The organism is Pontibacter sp. LHS2 (assembly GCF_058932845.1).
In genome coordinates, this window is record NZ_JBZYWG010000001.1 from 1,181,951 (window position 1) to 1,206,217 (window position 24,267).

Here is a 24,267-nt window from a genome sequence, read left to right on the forward strand (position 1 = left end):
AAAGAATAAATTATAAAAAGAGAGGCGGCCCGGAATATTCCGGGCCGCCTCTCTTTTTATAATTTATAGTTAAGGCCTATTAAACTCAAGGGCTCCCGGGCACTTTGTGATCACGACGTTTAAACCACTGCATGGCAATGAAAGACACCATAAAGCCAGATATCACACCCTCCAGCATTAGTACCATAAAGATCACAATACCCGGGGTAATCGCCATACGCTCACCAAAGAACTGTTCCCCGGCCAGCACTTCCAGCAAGGAGTCATCAAATGCTTTGATATAAACCACCATAAATATGGCAAATGTTACAGTGGCGAGAGCTGACGTGATGATCCCTGTGCCAAGCCCCTGAAAGTAACCAATGTTACCCTGACGACTAATCTTAAATGCTCGTATGGCCATGGTTACACCAATTGCCATAATTACGCCGTTTAAAAATCGCAACTCAATGATCTGTTCCAGACCAATAAGCTTCATGAGCAGGAAATAAACTATTAGTGCGAGTGCCGTGAAAAGGCCGTACTTAAGGCCAACTTTTTCCATAATGGGTGCTTCAGGTATGCTTTGACTTGATAGGTAATAAGATAGACTTTGGACTTAGATTCGCTCCGGAACAGCATGGTCCGCACGTTTGAACCACTGCATGGCTACAAAGGCGATGATAAAGCCCGGAATGGTACCATAGATGATCGTGAGTACAAAAAGTGACAACACTGACAGGCTTACCGGGAAGAGCGAACTAGTCTGAAGGTTGGCCAGATAGGCTGTATCAAGACCGGTTACATAAAGCACCAGGAACAGCGCCAGTATAGTAGAAGAAACCACACCCGTAGTGGCGCCAATAGCCAGTCCTTGAAAATAGTTGATGTTACCTCCCTTTGCCTTCTTGAATTGAGAAATAGCTACCGCTATACCAATGATCAGGAAGATCGAACTCAGAAAAGAAATCTCTACTCTGTCTTGCAGGTTAAGCAGGCGCATGATCAGGAAAAAGAGCACGTGCGCTATACCTACGAAAATGCCATATTTAAGTGATACCTTTTGATATGTGATTTTTGAAAGTGCCATATGAATACTTTTTGATATAAATCGTTAGTTTTTAAAAATGAACAGATTACTTGCACGATTGGTTATTAAAAAGAGCTTGCATTGCGCAATGCTCTTCAAAGCAGGTGCAATCTGCCGTATATAATTAAAACAATATACTAGAGAAAGTGGCGTGGCGTTGTGATTTAAGCCATAAATTTTTCGGAATATAGCCCGAAGCGCTTCATTTAAAAGCAATTACCAAACCCTCTGCAAAGCCTTAGCCTATTGGTTTACAGCAATTTGAAAAAAAGACGGTTTTTATTTCGTAATTTTGCACCGCAATCGTTTCATATACTCATTTTAAGCTATCTATGATCAGCACTAACAATGTAAGCCTGTCGTACGGCAAGCGTACCCTGTTTGAAGACGTTACCATTAAATTTATGCCTGGCAACTGCTATGGCCTTATCGGGGCTAACGGCGCAGGCAAGTCCACATTCCTGAAAATCCTTTCGGGTGAGATTGACCCAAATACCGGCACAGTAGAGATCCCTGCCAATGCTCGCCTGGCCGTGTTGAAGCAGAACCACTTCGAGTACGATGAATTCCCGGTATTGCAGACTGTCATCATGGGCCACAAGCGCCTGTTTGATATCATGCAGGAAAAGGATGCCATCTATGCCAGGCCTGATTTCACAGAGGCTGACGGCGTGCGTGCCGCCGAGTTGGAAGGTGAGTTTGCTGACCTTGAAGGCTGGAATGCAGAGTATGAAGCGGCTGAACTCCTGAGCGGACTTGGCATTGGCGAAGACCTGCACTACTCGCTAATGAAAGATTTGAGCGGTAGCGAAAAGGTTCGTGTGCTTTTGTCCCAAGCCCTCTTCGGTAACCCGGACATCCTACTACTGGACGAACCTACCAACCACTTGGATGCTGAGTCGATCATGTGGCTGGAGAACTTCCTGGACAATTTTCAAAACACCGTGATCGTCGTATCGCACGACCGTCACTTCCTCGACGCTGTGTGTACGCACGTGGCCGACATCGACTTTGGCAAGATCAAGATGTTTGCGGGTAACTACGGTTTCTGGTACCAGTCAAGCCAATTGGCATTGAAGCAGCGCTCTGATGCCAATAAGAAGACAGAGGACAAACGAAAAGAACTTGAAGAATTCATTCGCCGTTTCAGTGCCAATGCCTCTAAATCGAAGCAGGCAACCTCTCGTGCCAAGCTGCTCGAGAAGCTGACGGTTGAAGATATTCAACCATCCTCCCGTAAGTACCCTTACATCGCTTTCAAACCAGAGCGTGAAGCCGGTAACCAGATCCTGCACGTAGAGAATCTGAGCAAGTCAGTAGACGGCCAGCCTCTCTTTACAGACATCTCTTTTATGATAGACAAAGGAGATAAGATCGCTGTGATTGGTCGTAATGATATCGCCGCTTCCACATTCTTTAAGATTCTTTTTGAAGAAGAACAGCCTGATTCCGGAGAGTTTAAGTGGGGCACCACCATCACCGCTTCTTTCTTCCCGAAAGACAATGCTGAATTCTTTGCCACAGACCTGAACCTGGTGGACTGGCTTCGTCAATACTCCACTGAGAAAGACGAAAGCTTCATCCGAGGTTTCCTGGGTCGTATGCTGTTCTCTGGTGAAGAGTCACTTAAGAAAGCCAATGTACTGTCAGGTGGTGAGAAAGTGCGCTGCATGTTCTCACGCATGATGCTTCAGTCGGGTAACGTCCTCGTGTTCGACGAGCCAACCAATCACCTGGACCTGGAGTCGATCACAGCCCTCAACAACTCCCTACGAGAATTCGATGGCACCATCCTGTTCTCTTCCCATGACTTACAGTTCGTAGATACAATCGCTAACCGCATCATTGAGTTGACGCCGGGAGGTATCATCGACAAACGCATGGGCTATGAGGAGTATCTGTCAGATGAAACGATCAAGGAGCTTCGCAAAAAAATGTACGCCACTGCCAAAGTATAGCGTATATACCTGCGACAACCTGTAACCAATCAAGATATGCCGCTACGCTATAGCTTACAAGTACTGCTATCCCTGTGCTGCCTGTTGGGCAGCACAGCGGCCATGGCTCAAGTCGAACCAGACACTGTGCGTCGCAAACGCGAACTGCCTACAGGACCAACTGTGGAGCCGCAACAGCGACAACAACAGCCCCGGGTAGTGCAACCTCAGCCTGAGGTTATAAAACCGCAGGTGGTGCGTCCTGGCGAACAAGCCCCACAGGCGCTGCTTGACCGCATGTTCTGGGGCGGCAGTTTTGGTTTGCAGTTCGGCACTTTTACCAACGTGTCCTTACTGCCGGTGCTTGGTTATCGGGCTACCGAAACGTTTTGGCTAGGGATAGGAGGTGTTTACCACTACCGAAGATTCAGAGGGGACAGTATGCACAACTACGGAGGCCGCGTCTTTGCCCAACAGCAGATTTTTGAAAATTTTCTGATCCATGGCGAATTCGAGCAACTGAGTGTCGAACTCCCTTTGATGAACTATAATACCGGGGTGTATGAATTTAGCAGGCGCTTTATCGGTATACCGATGGCCGGACTAGGCTACCGACAGAAGATTGGCGAACGGGGTGCTGCAGATATTCTGCTCCTCTATAACTTCAATGATTCTTATGCCTCCCCCTACTCCAACCCTGTCATCAGGGCAGGCTTTAGCTTCCCATTCAGACGCTAGGCGGGCGAACAAAAAATATAAACGCAAAAAAGGCTGCAAATCTCTTTGCAGCCTTTTTTGTTTATTGAAGTAGTATTATCAACCCCGTATGAGTCGTAGTAGTACCACGATCACGGCGATCACCAATAAGATGTGAATCAATCCACCTACAGCATCAGGGAATCCTAAGAATCCGATCAGCCAAAAGATTACTAGCACAACGGCTATGATATACAATAAATTTCCCATAGTTTTAAATATTTTAATTTCGAAAATATAGTCTGTTACCCTATCTAACGTAGTTCCGCTATATAGGTTAAGCGCCTCTTATTAATCGCAGCAGAACCGCGATAACAGCCAGCACTAATAATACGTGGATAATTCCACCAACGGCATCAGGAAACCCAAGGAATCCAACCAGCCAAAAGATAACTAGCACAACGGCTATGATATACAGTAAATTTCCCATAGTTGTTTTATTTTAATTTCTCCTTTTCAATGCTTTGAAAGCAAAACCGTCTGCTTTGTTTTCAAGACTGACCAGATTGGGCAGCTTTGCATTTTTTTGTTTTAAGCTTTTTACGAGCCCTATACTTTAAAGGATGTATATAATCGCATTTTTTTGTATACTTTATATCAATTATGCTTTACCAAGCATATACCTCATCTTCAAAATACAGCCTTATCACTCTGATTTACAGCTTAATCAACCCTTATTATAGAAATAAAATTGCCTGACATAATTTTGTATAGAATATTAACTATACCCACTACCTATAGGGTAGCCACCACTAGATCCACCCTCCCATAAATTGAAGTCTTCCAAGAGAAATGTTTTTAAAACCTATGTTTGACTGATTTCTGTTAGCTTTGTAATTGATTTTTAACTACACGCATATATTCCTATGAAAAAAATAGCAGTTATCGGTTCGGGCACGATGGGCAATGGTATAGCACACGTTTTTGCCCAGAATGGTTTTTCTGTGTCACTGGTTGATATTTCGCAAGAGGCACTCAACAAAGCACTTGCCACCATTACCAAAAACCTGGACCGCATCATCGCCAAAGGCAACCTGACAGAAGCTCAAAAAGAATCAACGCTTGAGCGCATCAGCACACATACCGACTTGCAGCAAGGCGTGCAGGAAGCCGACCTCATCGTGGAAGCTGCAACAGAAAATGTAGACTTGAAACTTAAAATTTTCAGAGACCTGGACAGCTTTGCCAAGCCAGAAGCGATTCTAGCCAGCAATACCTCTTCTATCTCTATCACCAAGATCGCTTCCGTTACCAACCGTCCGGACAAAGTGATTGGTATGCACTTCATGAACCCGGTGCCGGTTATGAAACTGGTTGAAATCATCAGAGGCTACTCTACATCTGATGAAGTGACCAGCCAGGTCATGGATATGTCGCTGCAACTAGGCAAAGTGCCGACCGAATGCAACGACTATCCGGGCTTTGTAGCCAATCGTATTCTGATGCCCATGATCAACGAAGCCATCTACTCATTATATGAGGGTGTGGCAGGCGTGGAAGAGATCGACACGATCATGAAACTGGGGATGGCGCACCCGATGGGTCCTTTGCAACTGGCTGACTTTATCGGCCTTGATGTTTGCCTTTCTATCCTGAACGTACTGCACGATGGCTTTGGCAATCCAAAATACGCTCCATGCCCACTGCTTGTGAATATGGTGCAGGCCGGTCATAAGGGCGTAAAAACCGGCCAGGGCTTCTATTCCTGGACGCATGGTTCTAAGGAGCTGATTGTGGCAGACCGATTCAAAAAGAAACACTTTGCGCAATAACCATGGCACAGACCTTTAATGTAGTAGGCTGGTTCGAGATACCGGTTACGGATATGCCACGGGCTATTCGTTTTTATGAAAGTGTATTTGGCTATACCTTACATCACCAGCCCATGGGCGAACTGGAAATGGCTTGGTTTCCCTGGTCAGATGAAGGGCAGGGCGCACCTGGTTCGTTGGTCAGGAACGAAGCTGAATACCAGCCATCGAAACAGGGAACACTGGTCTACTTCTCCTCCCCCTCCGGAGACCTGGCCAATGAATTGGCAAAGGTGGAGCAAGCAGGCGGTGAAGTAGTTCAGGACAAAACCCTGATTACTGAAGAGTTGGGCTTTATGGCGCTTATTCACGATACAGAGGGTAATCGTGTTGCGCTCCATTCCAGAGGCTAGGCTATACCTATATATCGGTTTAAGAAATACCTAAAAACAGAAAGTCCCCTGCCACATCGGCTGGGGACTTTCTGTTAAATAAAGGGAAGTATAAAAATTAAACGGCTACTGCGTTATCACGGAGTGCATCGTTAAGTGAAGTTTTAAGGTCGGTACTCTCCTTACGCTGACCGATGATCAGGGCACATGGCACCTGGAACTCACCTGCAGGGAATTTTTTGGTATACGAACCAGGTATAACCACAGCACGTGGCGGTACATAGCCTCTGTATTCTTTTGGTTCGCTACCGGTCACGTCAATGATTTTGGAGCTGCCCGTGATGGTCACACCAGCACCAATCACCGCTTCCTTACCAATGCGGCATCCCTCTACCAGGATGCTGCGCGAACCGATAAAGGCTCCGTCTTCTATAATAGTAGGAGCAGCCTGCACAGGTTCCAGCACACCGCCCAATCCAACACCGCCACTCAGGTGCACGTGTTTGCCCACCTGTGCGCAGCTTCCTACAGTCGCCCAAGTGTCTACCATGGTCCCTTCGTCCACGTAAGCGCCAATGTTCACGTAAGATGGCATCATGATCACACCTTTTGCCAGATAAGCACCGTAACGGGCTACTGCATGAGGCACAACACGCACTCCTAACTGAGCATAATTCGTTTTAAGGGCAATCTTATCATGAAACTCAAATGGTCCCACCTCGATTGTTTTCATGGCCTGGATCGGGAAGTACATCAGTACCGCCTTTTTCACCCACTGGTTTACCTTCCAGTCATCGCCTGCAGGCTCTGCCACACGCAAGCGGCCCTTATCAAGCTCTTCTATCACGGCGCGAACCGCTTCTATCGTATTTTGTTCTTTAAGCAACTCACGGTTTTCCCAGGCCTGCTCTATTATCTGCTGTAATGCCATGCTATTTTTCGTTTTTAGAGAATCAAAGCGTAAAAGTATTAAATTTAGGCGATGTCTGAAAAGAGAATCCTGCTGGCTTCGCTGCTAAAACCCATAAATGACACCCGGCTTTTCGAAAAACTGGGACTGTCACTTAGCAAACTACCCGATACGAGCATTCACATAAGCGGCTATGAAGCGCCTATACCTGCGGGTGCGCCTGCCAATATCCACTTTCATCCTATCTTCCGGTTTGGGCGGCTCAGTGTTGGTCGCCTGGCGGCACAGCTTGCCTATTTCAGATTGCTGGTACGCATCAGGCCCCAGCTTATTATCGTCAGCACGCACGAATTGCTGCTCCCCACATTACTGTATAAAGCCAGGCATGGTGTCCGGATTGTATATGACATTCAGGAAAACTACTACCTTAATCTGCGCGCGCAGCATAACTACAACTGGCCTCTGAAGCACCTGCTCGCCCTGGGTGTGCGCAGCGTTGAAAAAATAGCAGCCACCAGTATTGATTACTTTCTGTTAGCGGAGCGCAGTTACGCTAACGAACTTCCTTTTCTGAGCAACCGCTATACCTTTATAGAGAACAAATACAAAGCGAGTAGCGATCTATCACCGCTTACCACTCCGGTTAGCTTACCCGCTACAGGTGAATTGCGCCTGATCTACAGTGGCACCATTGCGGAGGAATACGGTATCTGGGAGGCAATCGAACTGGCAAAGCTGCTACAGGCTTTCCGGCCTGCGGTTAAACTGACCATCATCGGGTATTGCGCCAATAGCCATACCTTGGCGCAACTTCGTAAAGCCAGCGAAGCCTATCCTTTTGTAAAACTGGAAGGAGGTGATAAGCTGGTGCCGCATGTACAAATACTTGAGCAGTTACAGCAGAGTCATATCGGATTGCTGCCGTATAGGCCTAATGCTAGTACGTTCAGCTGCATACCCACTAAACTATATGAATACATGGCGCATGGGCTTCCTATTCTGATCCAGGAAAACCCTTTGTGGCGTGGTATAGTAGAGGGAAACGATGCAGGTCGGGTCGTTGATTTCAGTCGGTTGAACGTAGAAGAGCTTTACCGCGACTTGGCTTCCACCAACTTCTACAAACAGGGTATACCTAATACTATCTACTGGGAAAGTGAAGAAGAAAAACTATTCCAAGTGATCTCTCCGCTGCTTAACCAGGAACAGGTCAAATAAAAAATTATTTTTAGACGAATCTAAATTTAAACAGAATCAGTATATTTGTAAAGCTAAACCTTATATTATGCGAAACTCAAAGATAGCTGGCGTTGGCCATTATGTGCCTGAAAAGGTAGTTACCAATTTTGACCTGGAGAAGGTCATGGAAACTTCAGATGAATGGATCCGTGAGCGAACAGGTATACAGGAGCGTCGCTACTTCCAGGAAGGCGTTGACACGACTTCTAACATGGGCGCCAAAGCTTCTATGAAAGCGCTGGAAATGGCTGGTCTAAAGCCAGAGGATGTGGACATGATCGTGTTTGCAACGCTCAGCCCGGACTATGTATTCCCCGGCTCAGGCGTGCTCATGCAGCGTGAAATGGGTTTGAAAGAAATTCCGGCGCTTGACGTACGCAACCAGTGCTCTGGCTTTGTATATGCGCTTTCGGTGGCAGACCAGTTTATCAAGACGGGTATGTACAACAACATCCTGGTGGTGGGCTCTGAGATCCACTCCAATGGCCTGGATTTCTCTACCCGTGGCCGAAACGTATCGGTGATTTTTGGAGACGGCGCGGGTGCTGTGGTGCTCACTCCTTCTGAAAGCACAGAGCGTGGCATCCTGTCTACACACTTACACGCCGATGGCGAGTTTGCAGAAGAGCTGGCCGTTATTGACCCAGGCAGTACTAAAAAAGATCGCCTGACCCACGAGATGATCGAAGAGGGCACTGTTTATCCTTACATGAACGGTAACCAGGTGTTCAAGCACGCTGTAACCCGCTTCCCGGAAGTGATTGAAGAAGCACTTAACAAAAACGGCTATAAAGCAGCTGATGTTGACATGCTTATACCGCATCAGGCTAATCTACGCATCACGTCTTATATCCAACAGAAAATGGGATTACCCGCCGAGAAGGTAATGAGCAACATCCATAAATATGGTAACACGACCGCTGCGTCTGTGCCGATTGCCTTGAGCGAAGCTGTGCAGGAAGGACGCATCAAAGAAGGTGACCTGGTGTGTATGGCAGCCTTCGGCTCTGGTTTTACCTGGGCTTCTGCGTTGATTCGTTGGTAGTAACAATTATGAATGAGTGATTACGTGAATGAGTGACTTATTTTAGTCTCAAAATTTATTCACGCAATCACTCATTCACTCATTCAAAACTTAAATCCGTGCACAGCTTTACCGAAGAAAACTACATCAAGGCCATTTACAAACTGTCTGACGGTGGCAACCGTGAGGTGAATACCAATGCCATAGCCGATGTGCTGGAGACTAAGGCAGCCTCTGTGACGGATATGTTGCGTAAGCTGAGTGCCAAAGGTATAGCTGACTACGTGAAGTACCGCGGGGTTACTTTAACAGAGAAAGGTGAGCGGGTGGCATTGCAGATCATTCGCAAACACAGGTTGTGGGAGGTTTTCCTGGTGGAGAAGCTGAAGTTTAACTGGGACGAGGTGCACGACGTGGCTGAAGAGCTCGAGCACATCAACTCGGATCTACTGATCAGAAGACTTGACGAGTTTCTGGGCTATCCGAAGTTTGACCCGCACGGTGATCCGATTCCCAGTGAAGATGGCGAGATGAATACCAAACAGCAGCGTCTGCTGGCAGAACTGGAAGTCAATAGCGCAGGTACAGTGGTAGGTGTAAATGACTCCCAACCGCTCTTCCTGCAGTACCTTGATAAAATGGGGATATTCCTGGGAGCCAAAATTAAAGTAATAGATAAGATACCTTACGACAACTCTCTGGAGATTAATCTGGAAAACAAAAAAAACCTGGTCGTATCCAGCGAGGTAGCCCGTAATATTTTCCTGTCTGCCTAGTATGAAAGCAACAGCTTTTTTCCTTTGCGTACTCTTCGCGACGCTGCTCGGTACCGCTTGCAAGCAGGTAGATTCCCGGGGCGAAGTGCCAGCCGGTAAGCGCATGCGCATTGTAACCACGACAGGTATACTGAAAGATGCAGTCGTGAACATAGTGGGTGACGTGGCCGATGTAGAAGCCATCATGGGAAGCGGTGTAGACCCACACTTGTACAAAGCGACGCAGGGCGACCTGAACAAGTTGACCGAGGCCGATGTCATCATTTACAACGGCCTGCACCTGGAGGGTAAGATGGGTGAGGTACTGGAAAAACTGAGCCGTTACAAAACCGTGTTGGCCGCCACGGCAGGTATACCGGAAACGAATTTGCTAAACTCCGCCGAATATGCGGACAGTCATGATCCACACATTTGGTTTGATGTATCACTGTGGATGCAGGTAGTGGTGCACTTAAGCAACGAACTTCAAAAAAAGGACCCGCAGCATGCAGCTGTCTATCAGGAGCAGACAGCCACTTACCTGCGAGTACTCGCAGCGTTACACAACGAAACCAAAGCCGCTATTGCTTCCATACCTGAACAGCAGCGCATCCTGATCACTGCGCACGACGCCTTTGGTTACTATGGTAACGCATATGGAATCGAGGTGCGCGGCTTGCAGGGGATCTCTACCCTCTCCGAGTTTGGCTTGCAGGACGTTTCTTCACTGGTCAAGTATATTGTGGCCAACAAGATAAAAGCGGTATTCGTGGAGTCCTCTGTCTCGCCAAAGGCTATCGAGGCGGTAGTACAGGGCTGTAGCAAACGAGGCCATCAAGTGCTAATTGGAGGTACGCTTTTCTCTGACGCCATGGGGGAAGAAGGCACCCCGGAAGGCACATATACAGGTATGGTGCGCCACAACACAAACACGATTGTAACTTCTTTAAAATAAGAAGGCTAACATATGATACTTCAAGTAGAAAATCCAGTAGTAGAAGTACATGACTTAACGGTCAGCTATGATCGCAAGCCGGTGCTGTGGGGCATTGACCTTACCCTGCCGGCCGGTGCGCTTGTCGGCGTGATTGGTCCGAACGGAGCAGGCAAATCAACTTTGATTAAAGCGATGATGAACCTGCTGCCAGTAAGCAGTGGTTATGTGCGCATCTTTGATCAGCCCCTCAAGCAGGTATACAGCCGCATCTCTTATGTGCCGCAGCGGGAATCCGTGGACTGGGATTTTCCGGCTTCGGTATTTGATGTGGTGCTCATGGGCAGGTATGGACAGTTGGGTTTGTTCAAGCGACCACGCAAAGCAGACAAAGATGCTGCTATGGAGGCGCTTGAAAAAGTAGGTATGCAAAACTTTGCTGACCGGCAAATCTCCCAGCTTTCAGGCGGGCAGCAGCAGCGGGTCTTTTTGGCAAGGGCATTGGCCCAGAATGCTGATGTCTATTTCATGGACGAGCCCTTCGCCGGCGTTGACATCGCCACTGAAACGGCCATCATCCAGCTGCTACGCCTGATGCGCGACCAGGGCAAGACGGTCATCGTAGTGCATCATGATCTGCAGTCCGCATCAGAATATTTTGACTGGGTGGTGCTGCTCAATATGCGCCTGGTAGCCTCTGGCCCTACCGAACAGGTGCTAAACCAGGAACTGCTGGAGCAAACGTACGGTGGTAAACTCACCCTGCTCAGCAAGGTTGGCGACCTCCTCCGCAAACAGGAATTCCCGGCAAGAGAGAAGAGTTAAATGGTTAAATTAAAAATCAGGAATTGACACACCAAAAATGCAGGACTTTATAGAGTTTTTCTCGTTTACGGATGCCAACATACGGTACGTGACGTTGGGCTCGGTGCTGCTGGCTGCCAGTTCGGCGGTGGTAGGCTGTTTTACACTGCTGCGCAAACGTGCGCTGGTTGGTGATGCAGTGGCACATGCTGTATTGCCGGGCGTGTGTTTAGCCTTTCTCCTTTCAGGCACTAAAAACCCTTTCATTCTCCTGATCGGTGCATTTGTCACAGGCTGGCTTTCGCTGGTAGTGATTGATTACATTACTTCCCGCTCCCGCATCAAAGAAGACACAGCCATTGGATTGGTGCTTTCTGTGTTTTTTGGCATCGGCATTTTGTTACTTACCGCCATCCAACATACAGGCAATGCCGCGCAAAGCGGACTCGACAAGTTCTTGTTTGGCAGTGCGGCCTCCCTGATCGGTGAGGACCTGATTGCTTTTGGGGTGGTCGCCGTGTTGCTTTTGGTTGCCGTGGTAATGTTTTTCAAAGAACTTACCCTCCTTTGTTTCGATCAGGCTTACGCCCGCACCATTGGTTTTCCGGTGCGCGGTCTGGAATTGCTGCTTACGACCCTCACGGTGTTTGCAGTGGTAGTAGGTATACAAGCTGTGGGCGTCGTGCTGATGGCTGCCATGCTCATCACACCCGCTGCTGCCGCACGTTTCTGGACCGAAAATCTCAAAGTAATGTTGGTACTTGCCGCCCTGATCGGTGCTTTTTCAGGTATAGCGGGCGCTTTCGTTTCCTACACCGCCCCTTCCATGCCAACCGGCCCCTGGATCGTGTTGATCGTCTCCATGATTGCGATCTTGTCTTTTGCGTTGGCACCTGGTCGCGGCTGGATAGCCCGTATTTTGCGGCAGCGGCGCAATAAGACACGTATTCTGGAGGAGAACCTGCTCAAACTGCTTTATCAGTTAGGCGAACTTCGGCAAGACTATAGCAGCGCCAGAAGTTTGGAAGAGTTACTCGAGCGACGCAACATACCTAAAAAGGAGGCCTTAAGCGGATTGCAAAAGCTAAAGCGACAGGGCTATCTGCGAAAAGAGGACAAGCGCTGGTTGCTGACCACGGAGGGTGAGAAACGAGGCCGTAGGGTGGTGCGACTCCACCGTCTCTGGGAGCTATACCTGACCCAGTACCTGAACCTGGCTTCCGACCACGTGCACGAAGACGCTGAAACCATCGAGCACATCATCACACCGGAACTGGAGCAGCGCCTGATTGAAGAACTCAACTACCCTGACCTGGACCCGCATAGTGCGAGGATTCCTTAGGATTTAATGAATTAATGAAGGAGCGATTGGTGATTTGAAAATTTAATACCAGAAAGAACAGATTGTGAATTGACCGAATCATACACAATATTAGTAGGGGAATTTTTCAAAAGGACCCTCGCGTACAAGTATGAAAATATTAAAAATTAAAAATAATCGCTCATTCACTCCATTACCCATTCGCTAACTGTAAAAATACATGAACGCATTCTGGATCATATTGACGGGGAGTTTGGTGGCAACGTGCTGTAGCTTGTTGGGTTGTTTCCTGATACTGAGACGCATGGCCATGGTGGGCGATGCGATCTCACATGCCGTACTGCCAGGTATTGTGATCGCGTTTATGTTTACTGGCTCCCGTGACACGATACCGATGCTGATCGGAGCCGGACTGCTGGGTGTCCTTACCACTTTCCTGATTGAATTCTTTCACCGCTTTGCACGGGTGCAGGCCGACGCTGCTATAGGGGTCACCTTTACCTGGCTGTTCGCTATTGGCATTATCCTGATCTCCGTTTTTGCAGGTCAGGTAGACCTGGACCAGGACTGTGTTCTTTATGGCGAAATTGCCTATGTCCCACTCGACTTGATCATTACTGAAGGAGGTTTGAGCATGGGACCGCGCACTGTCTGGATGCTGGCAGTGGTTACGCTGCTGATCGGAGCTTTCATTGTGTTAGGGTATAAAGAGCTATTTCTGACCACTTTCGACCCTGCCTTCGCAGCGGCTATCGGCATCTCTACTACACTCTGGTATTACTTACTCATGGGCGCAGTCTCGCTGACAACCGTCGCTTCTTTCGAGTCCGTGGGGGCTATCCTGGTAGTGGCTTTCCTGGTGGCACCTCCTGCCACGGCGTACCTGCTGACCGACGACTTTAAGACCATGTTGGGCATCGCTGTGCTATTGGGAATTGTTGCCTCTTTTGCCGGTTACTACCTGGCCGTGTGGCTGGACGGTTCCATTGCCGGAGCTATTGCGACAGTTACAGGTATAGAGTTCCTGCTGGCCTTCCTGTTCTCACCAAGCTATGGCAAACTGCGAAGACAAAAGCGAGTACAGACAGTTGGACACTAACCCGGCAGACAAGCTTTTACAGGAAGTGAATTGAAAGTATACCTTTAAGTGTTCTGGTTCAAAGAAAACACGCTATGCTACAGAGAACTCTCCTTTTGCCTTTGTTTTCGCTTATGCTTTTACTGTCAGGCTATACCTGGCACAGGGCAGTACCTGCTGAACCTGTCAGTCAGAAAGGCGCTAAAATCAACTGGATCAGCATGGAAGAAGCCGCTGAAAAGATCAAAAAGCAGCCTCGTAAAGTTGTGATCGACGTCTATACCGATTGGTGTGGCTGGTGCAAGAAGATGGATAAGTCCACATTCACCGATCCCAATGTAGTGGCCTACATTAACAAAAACTATTATGCCGTGAAGCTGAACGCAGAGGGCAAAACACCGATCACCCTCAACGGCCATACCTATACTTTTAAAGAGCAATATCGTGCACACGAGTTGGCAGTTGCACTCCTTCAGGGGCAGATGAGCTATCCTACCACCGTATACCTGGACGAAAAGTTCAATATGCTTACGCCCGTTCCAGGCTACCTCGATGCATCCACTTTTCACCAGATTCTAACCTATTTTGGCGATAATCATCATAAGTCGAAAACCTGGGAAGAGTATACTAAGAAATAGGATTGAAGATTGTTTCGTGAAGAATGCCTGATTAATCCTTAATTTTAGGTTTTAAAATATCTGCTACACCTTGATTCATCAGTTTATACATACCGACACAATTGCCGCCGTGGCCACAGCACCTGGTACAGGGGCCATCGCTGTCATTCGTCTCTCAGGCCCCGAGGCCATTTCGATCACCAACGCTGTTTTCAAAGGAAAGGACCTGACAAAACAGGCCAGCCATACCATCCATTTCGGTACGCTCCGCGATGGCGAAAAGATCGTCGATGAAGTGCTGGTTTCGCTGTTTGTTGCACCTCACTCCTATACCAAAGAGAATGTGGTGGAGATATCCTGCCATGGCTCCGACTTCATCGTGCAGCAGATCATGCAGCTGCTCCTAAAAAAAGGAGCTCGTCTGGCAAACGCCGGAGAATTCACAAAACGTGCTTTCCTGAACGGGCAATTTGACCTGGCCCAGGCCGAGGCAGTGGCCGACCTGATCGCCTCTGACTCTGCTCTTTCCCATGAAGTGGCCATGAAGCAAATGCGGGGTGGCTTTTCGCAAGAGATCAAACGCCTGCGTTCAGAGTTGGTACACTTTGCCTCTATGATTGAGCTGGAGCTGGACTTCGGTGAGGAGGATGTGGAGTTTGCTGATCGTGACCAGTTGCGCACGCTGATCCTAAACATACAGCAGATCATTCGCGAGCTGCTCAAGTCATTTGAATTGGGCAATGTGATCAAAAACGGCGTACCAACCGTAATCGTGGGCAAGCCCAATGCCGGCAAATCCACTCTACTCAACAAACTGCTAAACGAAGAAAAAGCCATCGTTTCAGATGTGCCGGGTACAACCCGCGATTTCATAGAAGATGAGATTAACATCGGAGGTGTCACTTTTCGCTTTATCGATACAGCTGGTTTGCGCGAAACCACAGACAAAGTAGAAGCCATTGGTGTGGAGCGCACCATGCAGAAGCTAAGTCAGTCCTCGCTTATCATCTACCTCTTCGACATCACCGATACCACACCTGAAGCACTGCAGTCGGAGCTGGAAGTGCTTAACCCCAAGAAACTTCCTTTTCTGCCTGTGGCCAACAAAATTGATCAGGCTACCCCAGAGAAACTGGCAGCTTTTGCAGGTATAGAGGGTCTCGTACAAATCTCTGCAGCTGAAGGTGCTCACTTGGAAGACCTGAAACTAGCACTCGTTAACAAAGTTAACCTGGGCAAACTGAATACACAGCAGCAAACCATTGTAACCAACCTGCGCCACGTCGATAGTTTGAACAAAACCTACGAAGCGCTGGATGATGTGCTTAACGGGCTGGGATTAGGTATGAGCGGTGATTTAGTGGCTGCTGATATCCGCAGATCACTTTACAGTCTAGGTGAAATTACTGGTGAGATCACGACAGATGACTTGTTGGACAACATCTTCACAAAATTCTGCATCGGCAAGTAAGCAACTCTCTGACGATGCTTATTTATAGATCTGCATTTACAAGCATCTCAACACTTAAATATCAATCCAAGCTAATCTGACCTATGGACCGAAATGCTGACCATTGATTCAAAAAAGTACTGGGATATGAGAGAAATCTTCTGGTTTACTGTTAATTAGATTTAGTTAATAGACAGTAAACCAGAAGATTTCTTGTAAACAGTCATCCTTCAAACATAGTTTATAGATAGCTCCCACCCTGTCAGGACAGGAACTTAGCGCAGAAACTCCACTTTGATCTGCACATTTTCAGCGTCTATAGGTGTGAGTTGCATAATGTCTACCATATCACCCTCGTCGAAGTATTTGGCGATGCCCCGGATAATGCCTACTGCTACGCCGGCCATTCTGCGTTTGGAATGATAATCGATAATCAGTTGATTCTCTCCCTTTCTGGTGACCACCAGCTTAGGCGGGTTAGCCCTGCTATCTATTCTTCTCACCGCCCCATGCATGGTCTCCTCTGTATTTAAGAGCATTTCGTAAGTACGCCATTCAGGCTGCATGTACTTGCTGTAAATCAGCATCAGGTCAGGCACGATAAACTCACCGAACTGCTCCAGTATGTCAAACACTGGCTGTTCTTCTTTCTCTGCAAGCGTACCGGCGATAGCAAAAATTTCATGAGTGGGGTACATTTCATGCATTTGGTAAGCAGAATGATCCACACCCGCCTCCTCCAGCACCTTAACCCACATACTGTGGTCATGGGTACTTTCCACAAAGCGCTTTAGCAGCACGAAAATAGAGCCGTGCATTAGGTCTTCGTTATTTGGTGCTTGATCCATTCAGAAATATAAAAAATAATCCGGGAAACATAACAGCGCACAAACCTGGCAGGTATAATCGTCTTTTAAAGAACTCAGACTGTGATTAATCACTTTCAGCGAGTATCTGTGCAGAGAGATACGTAACCTTCATGATATAGGTGTTGAGCTTGTATGCTGATTAGGCTGTCGTCCTAAATAGTCGATCAATTAAGATGACTATAACTCTTAATCACTCCAATTTCACATAGCCTCTCCTATACAGACTCCTGTCAATATAGCTAGTTAACAAAAGTCCAGCGCCATGGTGTCATGTAGTCACTTAATTCACATTTAATACTTTATTCCGAGATTTTAGTATATTCGATGTTTCTGTCACCTCCAGGCAGCAAGGTATAACGTCAAGGATTCAGATTACATCAGCTAAACTGCCAAACAAGCATCGCATTCGTATGAAAAAACGATTACTTTCAGTTGTTCTTGCTACCCTGCTATTGGGACCTGCCACTTTGCTGGCACAAAAACAAAAGCCAGCGTTTGAGCCTGAAGAATTGGCTAACCCCCTGATGGGTACTGATTCTAAAGTTAGTCTGTCAAATGGCAACACCTACCCTGCCGTTGCTGTGCCCTGGGGCATGAACCTGTGGACACCACAAACAGGCAAGATGGGAAATGGCTGGGCCTATACCTATGCATCAGATAAAATCAGGGGGTTCAAACAGACGCACCAGCCTTCGCCCTGGATGAACGACTACGGCCAGTTTGTAATCATGCCGGTAACAGGCAAACTGCGCTTCGATCAGGATGCCAGAGCCAGTTGGTTCTCCCATAAGTCAGAGATAGCCAAGCCATATTATTACAGCGTATACCTGGCCGACCATGATGTAACGACCGAGTTCACACCTACCGAGCGTGCCGCCCAGTTCCGCATCACTTATCCTAAATCAGACAGTTCATTTATCGTGATCGATGCGCTTGATAAAGGCTCTTTTGTAAAAGTCATACCGGGTGAAAATAAGATAGTAGGCTATACCACCAAAAATGCCCGCAGCAACCCCAAGGATTTCAAAAATCACTTTGTCATCTATGCTGACAAGCCCTTTACCATAGCCTATACCTGGCACGATTCGACATTGGTAAAAGACAAACTGGAGATGAACGCCAATCATGCGGGCGCTATTGTCGGATTCAAAACGGTGAAAGGCGAGCAGGTAACGCTGCGGGTGGCTTCTTCTTTTATCAGTCTGGAGCAGGCGGAATTAAACCTGAAACGAGAGCTCGCAAACGATAATTTTGAGGCGACTAAACGGAAAGCCAAATCACTTTGGAATGAAGCCATGAGTCGTATCACTGTAGAGGGTGGCACAGACGAGCAGATGCGCACTTTTTACAGCTGTCTTTATCGTACCCTGTTCTTCCCGCACAAAATGTACGAGCTTGATGCCAGCGGCAACCCGGTGCACTACAGTCCATACGACGGCAAGGTATACCCGGGATACCGCTTTGCTGGCACAGGTTTCTGGGATACCTTCCGGGCCCTCTACCCATTCCTGAACCTGGCCTATCCGAGCATCAACAAAGAAATGCAGGCTGGCTTGGTGAACGACTATAAAGAAGGCGGCTGGCTGCCGGAGTGGTCCAGTCCGGGTTATGCTAATATCATGATCGGCAACAACTCCGCTTCTGTCGTGGCGGATGCTTACGTGAAAGGCCTGCGTGACTACGACATCAACACCCTGTACGAAGCGCTGCTGCACGGGGCCAATAACGAGGGGCCGATCACGGCCATCGGTCGTGCCGGTGCGGACTATTACAAAAAGCTGGGCTATGTGCCCTATGATGTCAAGATAAACGAAAATGCAGCCCGTACCCTGGAGTATGCCTACGACGATTTTGCCATCTATCAACTCGCTAAAGCGCTCAACAGACCGCAGGAAGAAATCAACCTCTATGCGAAACGCAGCCAGAACTACCGGAATCTGTTTGATCCCGCCACTGGCCTTATGCGCGGTAAAAATCAGGACGGCACATTTCAGTCACCTTTCAACCCCTTTAAGTGGGGCGATGCCTTCACGGAGGGCAACAGCTGGCACTACAGCTGGTCTGTGTTCCATGATGTGCAGGGCCTGATCGACCTGATGGGTGGCAGACAAAACTTTGTCGCCAAACTGGACTCGGTGTTCACGCTGCCGCCTGTCTATGACGAGAGTTACTACGGCAGTGTGATCCATGAAATACGCGAGATGCAGATTGCGAACATGGGACAGTATGCCCATGGCAATCAGCCCATTCAGCACATGATATACCTTTACAACTATGCCGGAGCGCCCTGGAAAGCGCAATATTGGGTACGGGAAACCATGGACCGCATGTACCAACCTACCCCCGACGGTTACTGTGGTGATGAAGACAATGGGCAGACTTCCGCCTGGTATGTATTCTCGGCCCTGGGCTTCTATCCGGTTACCCCGGCTGTGAATCAGTATGTGCTTGGCGCCCCTTTGTTCAAAAAAACAACGATAAAACTTGAAAATGGGAAAACGTTCGTGATCGAAGCGCCGTCTAACAGCAAGGAAAATCTGTATGTGCAGCAAGCAAGCCTCAACGGAAAGAAACTTGGCCAGAACTGGATCTCCCACGAAGCTATTATGAAAGGCGGCAAGTTAAAGTTTGAAATGGGAGCTAATCCTAACAAGAGTCGTGGCACACAGGAAAGTGCCGCACCTTATTCTCTCACAAACGACAGGACCGCAGCACAGCACCTAAAATAAAACCTTATAAACACTAAACTATACCCCGATGCCATCCATCACGCCTATCGCGACTGAAGAAGTAACTTCGCAGTCCAAAGAATCTCAGCGAGACTATAAAAACTATACTTCGCCGCTGATCGTCGTTACACTCCTATTTTTCATGTGGGGTTTCATCACCTGCATGAACGACATCCTGATCCCAAAACTACAGGAGGTGTTTACACTCCAACTGTGGCAGGCCATGCTGATTCAGACAGCTTTCTTTGGAGCCTATTTCATTGTATCATTTCTGTATTTTTTGCTCTCTATTACCAAAGGAGACCCTATTCAGCAGATTGGGTACAAAAATGGTATTATCATCGGATTGATCGTGGCAGCGCTGGGCTGTACCTTGTTTTACCCGGCGGCTGTGTTTCACAGCTACGGTTTCTTCCTGATGGCCTTGTTCGTGCTGGCATCCGGCATTACGGTGCTGCAAATCACCGCTAACCCCTATGTTGCCATCTTGGGTCCGCCGGAGACTTCCTCCAGCCGCATGAACCTGTCGCAGGCCCTCAACTCCTTTGGCACCACGATCGCACCTATCATTGGTGGTTACCTTATTTTCGATCAGGTGGCATCTGCTGAGATAGACACTGCAGACTCTGTGAAGCTTCCTTACCTGGGACTTGCTGGTCTACTGTTGCTCCTGGCCGTGCTGATCAAAGTGGCAAAGCTACCGCGTTTGGAAGGAGGCGGTAAAATTGAAAGAGGAGCAGCGGCCACAAAGTACCCGCACCTGGTAATGGGCATCATCTGCATTTTTATGTATGTGGGTGGCGAAGTGAGTATTGGTAGTGCGCTTATCAATTACATCAAGCTTCCACAGATTACTGGCTTGTCTGAGTCTGAGGCGAAGCATTACCTGGCTTTCTACTGGGGTGGTGCGATGATCGGTCGCTTTTTTGGAGCTGTAGCGCTGAGTACTTTAAAACGCACAGGCAAGTTTGCTGTAATAGCACTTATCGCGCTGGTTACTTTCCTAACAGTTTATGTGCTTTATGACCTCAACCAGGCACTGATCATCCTAGGTCTGATCGCGTTGAATGTTCTTGTTCTGCTCTTGGCCCGCTTTATACCCAACCGCACGGTGGGCTTGTTTGCAATGGCGGTGATTGGGCTTCTACTGATCGGTATATTAGCGGAGGGATCTCTTGCCATGTGGTCGATCATTGCCATTGGCCTGTTCAACTCCATCATGTTCCCCACCATCTTTGACCTGGCCATCAAGGGCCTCGGCCGCAATACCAGCCAGGGCTCATCGCTATTGGTAATGGCTATTGTAGGTGGTGCGATCGTGCCACCGCTACAAGGCTTGTTTGCCGACCTGACAGGCGATCTGCAACTATCGTTTATCATCCCGATGATCTGCTATGCCTACATCGTTTACTATGGCTTTGTAGGATATAGAGTAAGGGAGGCCCAGGTATAGTCGCCGGACTGACATATATTGAAAAAAAGACCGTAGGCTAACCTACGGTCTTTTTTTGTATGCATCTTTTTATATGGGGCCTTCCCCAAGGATTTTCAGGATTAAAGGATTAAAGGATTAAAAGGATTTTCGTGCACGATTAACCCACCCCTGCCCCTCCCTTTAAAGTGGGCCCCTACCCCCAGAGGGGAATTAGGAACGATTGTCATCCCCCTGCCCCCTTCTTTGTCGAGGGCCCCTACCCCCAAGGGGGACTTTCAGCTACTACCCCACATTAGGTCTAAGCCTTATAGTTTATGTTGCATATACTGGGTCCAACCACCCCTAACCCCTCAGAGCTACGTTCGCAATCTTCGAACTCGCGTTCTGGATTGTCCAAGTCGGAGAACTTGGAGCTGCCATTTGACAGGTATAGGCATCATCCCTTATGTTACAATCCAGACATACCACTGGCAGGTATAACAAAACTAACTTGACCCTTCAACTATGAAACAAATCACACTCACCAAGTGCACAAAATGACACTCCACTGTCTGAGCGTTCAGCGAGTTTGGAGGGTCTTGCTTTTTTGCTTACTGGGGGTAGGGGCCCTCGATTTTTTCATCAAGGAAAAAAGTGAGTGCTCGCCGCACAGGCGAGGGAATGAAACAAATCAGGTTGCTATACCTGCAAAAGCTGCAACAATAGCACTACATGCCCGTCACACAGGCGAAGCTATGAAACTACTCAAGTAGTTATACCTGTAGCAGATACAACTTTGCCGCATGCAAATCTATACCTGGATTACGGCGCCATTGCAAAAAGCTTCTTATTCGGCTTGCTCCCCATGTGAAAGATTATTTTCCCACCGTTCATAATCTCACTATGCGTGAGGAAAGTGCGATTTAACGGTTTCCCATTCAACTCCATTTTCTGTATAAACACGTTCTTGTCGCTCTGGGCTTTCACGTCAATCATAAAGGTCTTCCCGTTCTCCAGATTAATCGTAGCTGACTTGATGGCCGGGCTGGTGATGGCATAATGATCAGAGCCAGGCGCAACAGGGTAAAAGCCCAGGGCACTGAAAATATACCAGGCACTCATCTGTCCGAAATCGTCGTTTCCGCCTAATCCGTCTACCGTCGGTTTGTACATGGCTTTGAGTACCATGCGGGTACGCTCCTGGGTTTTCCAGGGCTGGTCGGTCCAGTTATAGAGGAAAGGGACGTGGTGCGAGGGCTCGTTGCCGTGCACATAGTTGCCGATGATACCCTCTCTGGAAATGTCTTCGGTGTTCTCAAAGTATTTGTCCGGCAGGTCCATGGTGAAGAGTGAATCCAGGTGCTGGGCAAAGCGGGTCTTCCCCCCCATCATGGCGATCATCTGGGCCGGATCATGGGGAACGTAAAGGCTGTAATTCCAGGAGTTGCCTTCTATGAAGCCCTGTCCGTGCGTGTCGAGTGGGTCAAACTCTTTCTTCCAGTTACCGTCGCTCAACTTAGGGCGCATAAAGCCCGATTTGGCATCGTACACGTTCTTGTAGTTCTGGGCACGCTTGCTGAATTCCTCGTAGATGTCCTGCCTGTTTAGCTTTTTGGCCATTTGCGCGATGCACCAGTCGTCGTAAGCATACTCCAGAGTTTTTGAAACCGAAGAGCCGTTCTTATCCTCCGGCACATAGCCCATGTCCATGTAGTACTCCAGGCCATCATAATAGCGGGTGCGGGCAGTCTGTACGCAGGCATCCAGGGCACGATTCGCATCAAAGTTTCCGTTTCCCTTCAGCACGGCATCAGCAATCACCGGCACGGAATGGTAGCCGATCATGCACCAGTTTTCGTTGGCATAATGCGACCACACCGGCAGCATCTTGTGCACGCTCTGATCGTAGTGCGCCAGCATCGATTTGATCATGTCATTGTTGCGGGCGGGCTGCAGGATGTTAAACAGCGGGTGCAGTGCCCGGTAAGTATCCCAAAGCGAAAAGCTAGTATAGTTCGTAAAGCCATCGGCCTGGTGCACATTCATGTCCAGCCCTCTATACCTGCCGTCTACGTCCATATAGGTAGTCGGTCCTAAAAAAGCATGGTACATGGCGGTATAGAAATTCACCAGATCATCTTTCCCAGCGTCGACTACTACTTTGCCCAGTTCTTTGTTCCAGGCGACTTGTCCTTCGCGCTTTACCCGCTCAAAGTCCCAGTGCGGAATCTCGGCCCGCATGTTAGCCAGAGCGCCTTCGGTACTAACCGGCGAGAGCGCAAATTTTATCTTGATCTTCTCCCCTTCTTCTGTTTTAAAATCGAAATAGGCCCGGATCTTTTTGCCGGCGAACTCCGGGAAGTTTTTGGTCTGGTCGAACTTGCGCCAGAAGCCTTTGTATGCCTGTGCCTCGGAGTATTCCTGATTGCCATACTGGTGGAAAGGCTTGCTAAAGGACATGGCAAAGTAAACCGTGCGGGTGCGGGCCCAGCCGTTGGTCTGGCGGTAACCGGTGATCAGCGTGTCATTCTCCACCCGCACAAAGGTCCAGGTAGTTTTGCCGTCGTAGTTGTAAATCCCCGACATCAGATCCAGGATAATATGCGCCTCGTCTGACTTCGGGAAGGTATACTGGTGCATGCCCACGCGGTTGCTGGCTGTGAGTTCTGCCAGAATATTGTGGTCGTCGAGTTTTACTTTATAATAAGCTGGCTCCGCTACTTCGTTCTGGTGCGAAAAAGCAGAGCGGTAGCCGCTTTCAGGCTTGTCAGCCGTGCCAGGGTTCAATTGCAGTTTGCCAGTGGTCGGTGCGATCAGGAAGTCTCCCAGATCGGAGTGGCCGGTGCCGCTGAAGTGGGTTTGGCTGAAGCCGACGATCGTTTTGTCGTCGTGCTGGTAGCCGGCGCAGTACTTGTACACGTCCTTGTTATACTTGCCGTTCACTTCGTACGGAATAGTGTCGGTATCCGGACTGAGTTGCACCATTCCGAAAGGCACGGTGGCACCCGGGTAGGTATGGCCCATTTTGGCAGTACCGATCATCGGGTTGACGTACTTCACCAGGTCAGGCGCAGGCTTCTTTTGCGCAAAGACCAGCAAAGGAATAAACAGGAGAACGGATAGGGTGATGCTTCTCATAAGGCGAGCTGTTGGTTCAGGGTAACAGTATAGCGGTGATAGCTTAAAGTTAATTTTATTTTTAAATTAAAGCTAAAGGG

General features: G+C 48.4%; 22 protein-coding genes. 15 read left to right on the forward strand and 7 right to left on the reverse strand.

From position 1 onward, the window contains the following. Positions 1-85: 85 nt before the first annotated feature. Together AC5FX6_RS05135 and AC5FX6_RS05140 are read right to left on the reverse strand one after the other, a co-directional pair. Positions 86-544 carry a DUF4199 domain-containing protein gene (locus AC5FX6_RS05135; protein WP_493595946.1) on the reverse strand — a complete coding sequence of 153 codons (459 nt, stop codon included), beginning with the start codon at positions 542-544 and terminating at the stop codon, positions 86-88. A 54-nt stretch (positions 545-598) separates the two neighbouring features. Beyond that, positions 599-1,069, reverse strand: a complete 471-nt coding sequence (locus AC5FX6_RS05140) for a DUF4199 domain-containing protein (protein ID WP_493595947.1) — start codon at positions 1,067-1,069, stop codon at positions 599-601. A gap of 332 nt (positions 1,070-1,401) precedes the next feature. Here AC5FX6_RS05140 and AC5FX6_RS05145 point away from each other — a divergent pair, with 332 nt between their 5' ends. After that, positions 1,402-3,027, forward strand: a complete 1,626-nt coding sequence (locus tag AC5FX6_RS05145) for an ABC-F family ATP-binding cassette domain-containing protein (RefSeq protein ID WP_493595948.1) — start codon at positions 1,402-1,404, stop codon at positions 3,025-3,027. Positions 3,028-3,063: 36 nt separating this feature from the next. Further along, a complete protein-coding gene (locus AC5FX6_RS05150; RefSeq protein ID WP_493595949.1) occupies positions 3,064-3,744 on the forward strand; it encodes a hypothetical protein in 681 nt (226 codons plus the stop codon). A 78-nt stretch (positions 3,745-3,822) separates the two neighbouring features. Here AC5FX6_RS05150 and AC5FX6_RS05155 read toward each other — a convergent pair whose 3' ends face one another. After that, positions 3,823-3,972 carry a lmo0937 family membrane protein gene (locus tag AC5FX6_RS05155; protein ID WP_007660460.1) on the reverse strand — a complete coding sequence of 50 codons (150 nt, stop codon included), beginning with the start codon at positions 3,970-3,972 and terminating at the stop codon, positions 3,823-3,825. A gap of 67 nt (positions 3,973-4,039) precedes the next feature. Beyond that, the gene (locus tag AC5FX6_RS05160; protein ID WP_493595950.1) at positions 4,040-4,192 is read right to left on the reverse strand and encodes a lmo0937 family membrane protein; all 153 of its coding nucleotides are present in this window, start codon (positions 4,190-4,192) and stop codon (positions 4,040-4,042) included. A gap of 436 nt (positions 4,193-4,628) precedes the next feature. Here AC5FX6_RS05160 and AC5FX6_RS05165 point away from each other — a divergent pair, with 436 nt between their 5' ends. Together AC5FX6_RS05165 and AC5FX6_RS05170 are read left to right on the forward strand one after the other, a co-directional pair. Next, positions 4,629-5,534, forward strand: a complete 906-nt coding sequence (locus AC5FX6_RS05165) for a 3-hydroxybutyryl-CoA dehydrogenase (protein WP_493595951.1) — start codon at positions 4,629-4,631, stop codon at positions 5,532-5,534. A gap of 2 nt (positions 5,535-5,536) precedes the next feature. Next, the gene (locus tag AC5FX6_RS05170) at positions 5,537-5,926 is read left to right on the forward strand and encodes a VOC family protein (protein ID WP_493595952.1); all 390 of its coding nucleotides are present in this window, start codon (positions 5,537-5,539) and stop codon (positions 5,924-5,926) included. A gap of 97 nt (positions 5,927-6,023) precedes the next feature. Here the strand turns inward: AC5FX6_RS05170 and AC5FX6_RS05175 are convergent, their stop codons facing one another. Continuing rightward, positions 6,024-6,836, reverse strand: a complete 813-nt coding sequence (locus tag AC5FX6_RS05175; RefSeq protein WP_493595953.1) for a 2,3,4,5-tetrahydropyridine-2,6-dicarboxylate N-succinyltransferase — start codon at positions 6,834-6,836, stop codon at positions 6,024-6,026. Between the two features lie 51 nt (positions 6,837-6,887). Between AC5FX6_RS05175 and AC5FX6_RS05180 the strand changes: the two genes are divergently transcribed. From AC5FX6_RS05180 to mnmE, 9 genes are all read left to right on the forward strand, one after another. Continuing rightward, on the forward strand, positions 6,888-8,033 hold the full coding sequence (locus tag AC5FX6_RS05180) for a glycosyltransferase (RefSeq protein ID WP_493595954.1): 1,146 nt from the start codon (positions 6,888-6,890) through the stop codon (positions 8,031-8,033). Positions 8,034-8,100: 67 nt separating this feature from the next. Then, on the forward strand, positions 8,101-9,099 hold the full coding sequence (locus AC5FX6_RS05185; protein ID WP_493595955.1) for a 3-oxoacyl-ACP synthase III family protein: 999 nt from the start codon (positions 8,101-8,103) through the stop codon (positions 9,097-9,099). 98 nt (positions 9,100-9,197) lie between these two features. Further along, positions 9,198-9,854 (forward strand): metal-dependent transcriptional regulator, encoded by a 657-nt coding sequence (locus AC5FX6_RS05190; RefSeq protein ID WP_493595956.1) that lies wholly within the window; start codon positions 9,198-9,200, stop codon positions 9,852-9,854. Position 9,855: 1 nt separating this feature from the next. Beyond that, positions 9,856-10,788 carry a metal ABC transporter solute-binding protein, Zn/Mn family gene (locus tag AC5FX6_RS05195; protein WP_493595957.1) on the forward strand — a complete coding sequence of 311 codons (933 nt, stop codon included), beginning with the start codon at positions 9,856-9,858 and terminating at the stop codon, positions 10,786-10,788. A 12-nt stretch (positions 10,789-10,800) separates the two neighbouring features. After that, complete coding sequence (locus AC5FX6_RS05200) at positions 10,801-11,592, forward strand: metal ABC transporter ATP-binding protein (RefSeq protein ID WP_493595958.1); 792 nt, start codon at positions 10,801-10,803, stop codon at positions 11,590-11,592. Between the two features lie 37 nt (positions 11,593-11,629). Continuing rightward, positions 11,630-12,913, forward strand: coding sequence for a metal ABC transporter permease (locus tag AC5FX6_RS05205; protein WP_493595959.1), 1,284 nt, complete (start codon positions 11,630-11,632; stop codon positions 12,911-12,913). 199 nt (positions 12,914-13,112) lie between these two features. Further along, entirely contained in the window at positions 13,113-13,991 is an 879-nt protein-coding gene (locus tag AC5FX6_RS05210; protein ID WP_493595960.1) for a metal ABC transporter permease, read from the forward strand. Positions 13,992-14,065: 74 nt separating this feature from the next. Then, the gene (locus tag AC5FX6_RS05215) at positions 14,066-14,608 is read left to right on the forward strand and encodes a thioredoxin family protein (protein ID WP_493595961.1); all 543 of its coding nucleotides are present in this window, start codon (positions 14,066-14,068) and stop codon (positions 14,606-14,608) included. A 70-nt stretch (positions 14,609-14,678) separates the two neighbouring features. After that, a complete protein-coding gene (mnmE, locus tag AC5FX6_RS05220) occupies positions 14,679-16,058 on the forward strand; it encodes a tRNA uridine-5-carboxymethylaminomethyl(34) synthesis GTPase MnmE (protein WP_493595962.1) in 1,380 nt (459 codons plus the stop codon). A gap of 254 nt (positions 16,059-16,312) precedes the next feature. Here mnmE and AC5FX6_RS05225 read toward each other — a convergent pair whose 3' ends face one another. Beyond that, positions 16,313-16,885 (reverse strand): heme NO-binding domain-containing protein, encoded by a 573-nt coding sequence (locus AC5FX6_RS05225; protein WP_493595963.1) that lies wholly within the window; start codon positions 16,883-16,885, stop codon positions 16,313-16,315. A gap of 431 nt (positions 16,886-17,316) precedes the next feature. Here AC5FX6_RS05225 and AC5FX6_RS05230 point away from each other — a divergent pair, with 431 nt between their 5' ends. Beyond that, positions 17,317-19,635: a GH92 family glycosyl hydrolase gene (locus AC5FX6_RS05230; protein WP_493595964.1), complete on the forward strand. Its 2,319-nt coding sequence runs from the start codon at positions 17,317-17,319 to the stop codon at positions 19,633-19,635. Between the two features lie 28 nt (positions 19,636-19,663). After that, positions 19,664-21,088 (forward strand): sugar MFS transporter, encoded by a 1,425-nt coding sequence (locus AC5FX6_RS05235; RefSeq protein ID WP_493595965.1) that lies wholly within the window; start codon positions 19,664-19,666, stop codon positions 21,086-21,088. A 783-nt stretch (positions 21,089-21,871) separates the two neighbouring features. On the opposite strand, the gene AC5FX6_RS05240 is transcribed toward AC5FX6_RS05235, so the two are convergent. Next, complete coding sequence (locus AC5FX6_RS05240) at positions 21,872-24,241, reverse strand: GH92 family glycosyl hydrolase (RefSeq protein WP_493596646.1); 2,370 nt, start codon at positions 24,239-24,241, stop codon at positions 21,872-21,874. Positions 24,242-24,267: the final 26 nt, after the last annotated feature.

Bases quoted from the DNA above. Each gene is read 5' to 3' on its own strand.
- AC5FX6_RS05205 (WP_493595959.1), top strand. From the start codon at position 11,630: ATGCAGGACTTTATAGAGTTTTTCTCGTTTACGGATGCCAACATACGG.
- AC5FX6_RS05210 (WP_493595960.1), top strand. From the start codon at position 13,113: ATGAACGCATTCTGGATCATATTGACGGGGAGTTTGGTGGCAACGTGC.
- AC5FX6_RS05175 (WP_493595953.1), bottom strand. From the start codon at position 6,836: ATGGCATTACAGCAGATAATAGAGCAGGCCTGGGAAAACCGTGAGTTG.
- AC5FX6_RS05165 (WP_493595951.1), top strand. From the start codon at position 4,629: ATGAAAAAAATAGCAGTTATCGGTTCGGGCACGATGGGCAATGGTATA.
- AC5FX6_RS05140 (WP_493595947.1), bottom strand. From the start codon at position 1,069: ATGGCACTTTCAAAAATCACATATCAAAAGGTATCACTTAAATATGGC.
- AC5FX6_RS05155 (WP_007660460.1), bottom strand. From the start codon at position 3,972: ATGGGAAATTTATTGTATATCATAGCCGTTGTGCTAGTAATCTTTTGG.
- AC5FX6_RS05185 (WP_493595955.1), top strand. From the start codon at position 8,101: ATGCGAAACTCAAAGATAGCTGGCGTTGGCCATTATGTGCCTGAAAAG.
- AC5FX6_RS05160 (WP_493595950.1), bottom strand. From the start codon at position 4,192: ATGGGAAATTTACTGTATATCATAGCCGTTGTGCTAGTTATCTTTTGG.
- AC5FX6_RS05180 (WP_493595954.1), top strand. From the start codon at position 6,888: ATGTCTGAAAAGAGAATCCTGCTGGCTTCGCTGCTAAAACCCATAAAT.
- AC5FX6_RS05150 (WP_493595949.1), top strand. From the start codon at position 3,064: ATGCCGCTACGCTATAGCTTACAAGTACTGCTATCCCTGTGCTGCCTG.
- AC5FX6_RS05200 (WP_493595958.1), top strand. From the start codon at position 10,801: ATGATACTTCAAGTAGAAAATCCAGTAGTAGAAGTACATGACTTAACG.
- AC5FX6_RS05235 (WP_493595965.1), top strand. From the start codon at position 19,664: ATGCCATCCATCACGCCTATCGCGACTGAAGAAGTAACTTCGCAGTCC.
- AC5FX6_RS05225 (WP_493595963.1), bottom strand. From the start codon at position 16,885: ATGGATCAAGCACCAAATAACGAAGACCTAATGCACGGCTCTATTTTC.
- AC5FX6_RS05145 (WP_493595948.1), top strand. From the start codon at position 1,402: ATGATCAGCACTAACAATGTAAGCCTGTCGTACGGCAAGCGTACCCTG.
- AC5FX6_RS05230 (WP_493595964.1), top strand. From the start codon at position 17,317: ATGAAAAAACGATTACTTTCAGTTGTTCTTGCTACCCTGCTATTGGGA.
- AC5FX6_RS05195 (WP_493595957.1), top strand. From the start codon at position 9,856: ATGAAAGCAACAGCTTTTTTCCTTTGCGTACTCTTCGCGACGCTGCTC.
- AC5FX6_RS05135 (WP_493595946.1), bottom strand. From the start codon at position 544: ATGGAAAAAGTTGGCCTTAAGTACGGCCTTTTCACGGCACTCGCACTA.
- AC5FX6_RS05215 (WP_493595961.1), top strand. From the start codon at position 14,066: ATGCTACAGAGAACTCTCCTTTTGCCTTTGTTTTCGCTTATGCTTTTA.
- AC5FX6_RS05170 (WP_493595952.1), top strand. From the start codon at position 5,537: ATGGCACAGACCTTTAATGTAGTAGGCTGGTTCGAGATACCGGTTACG.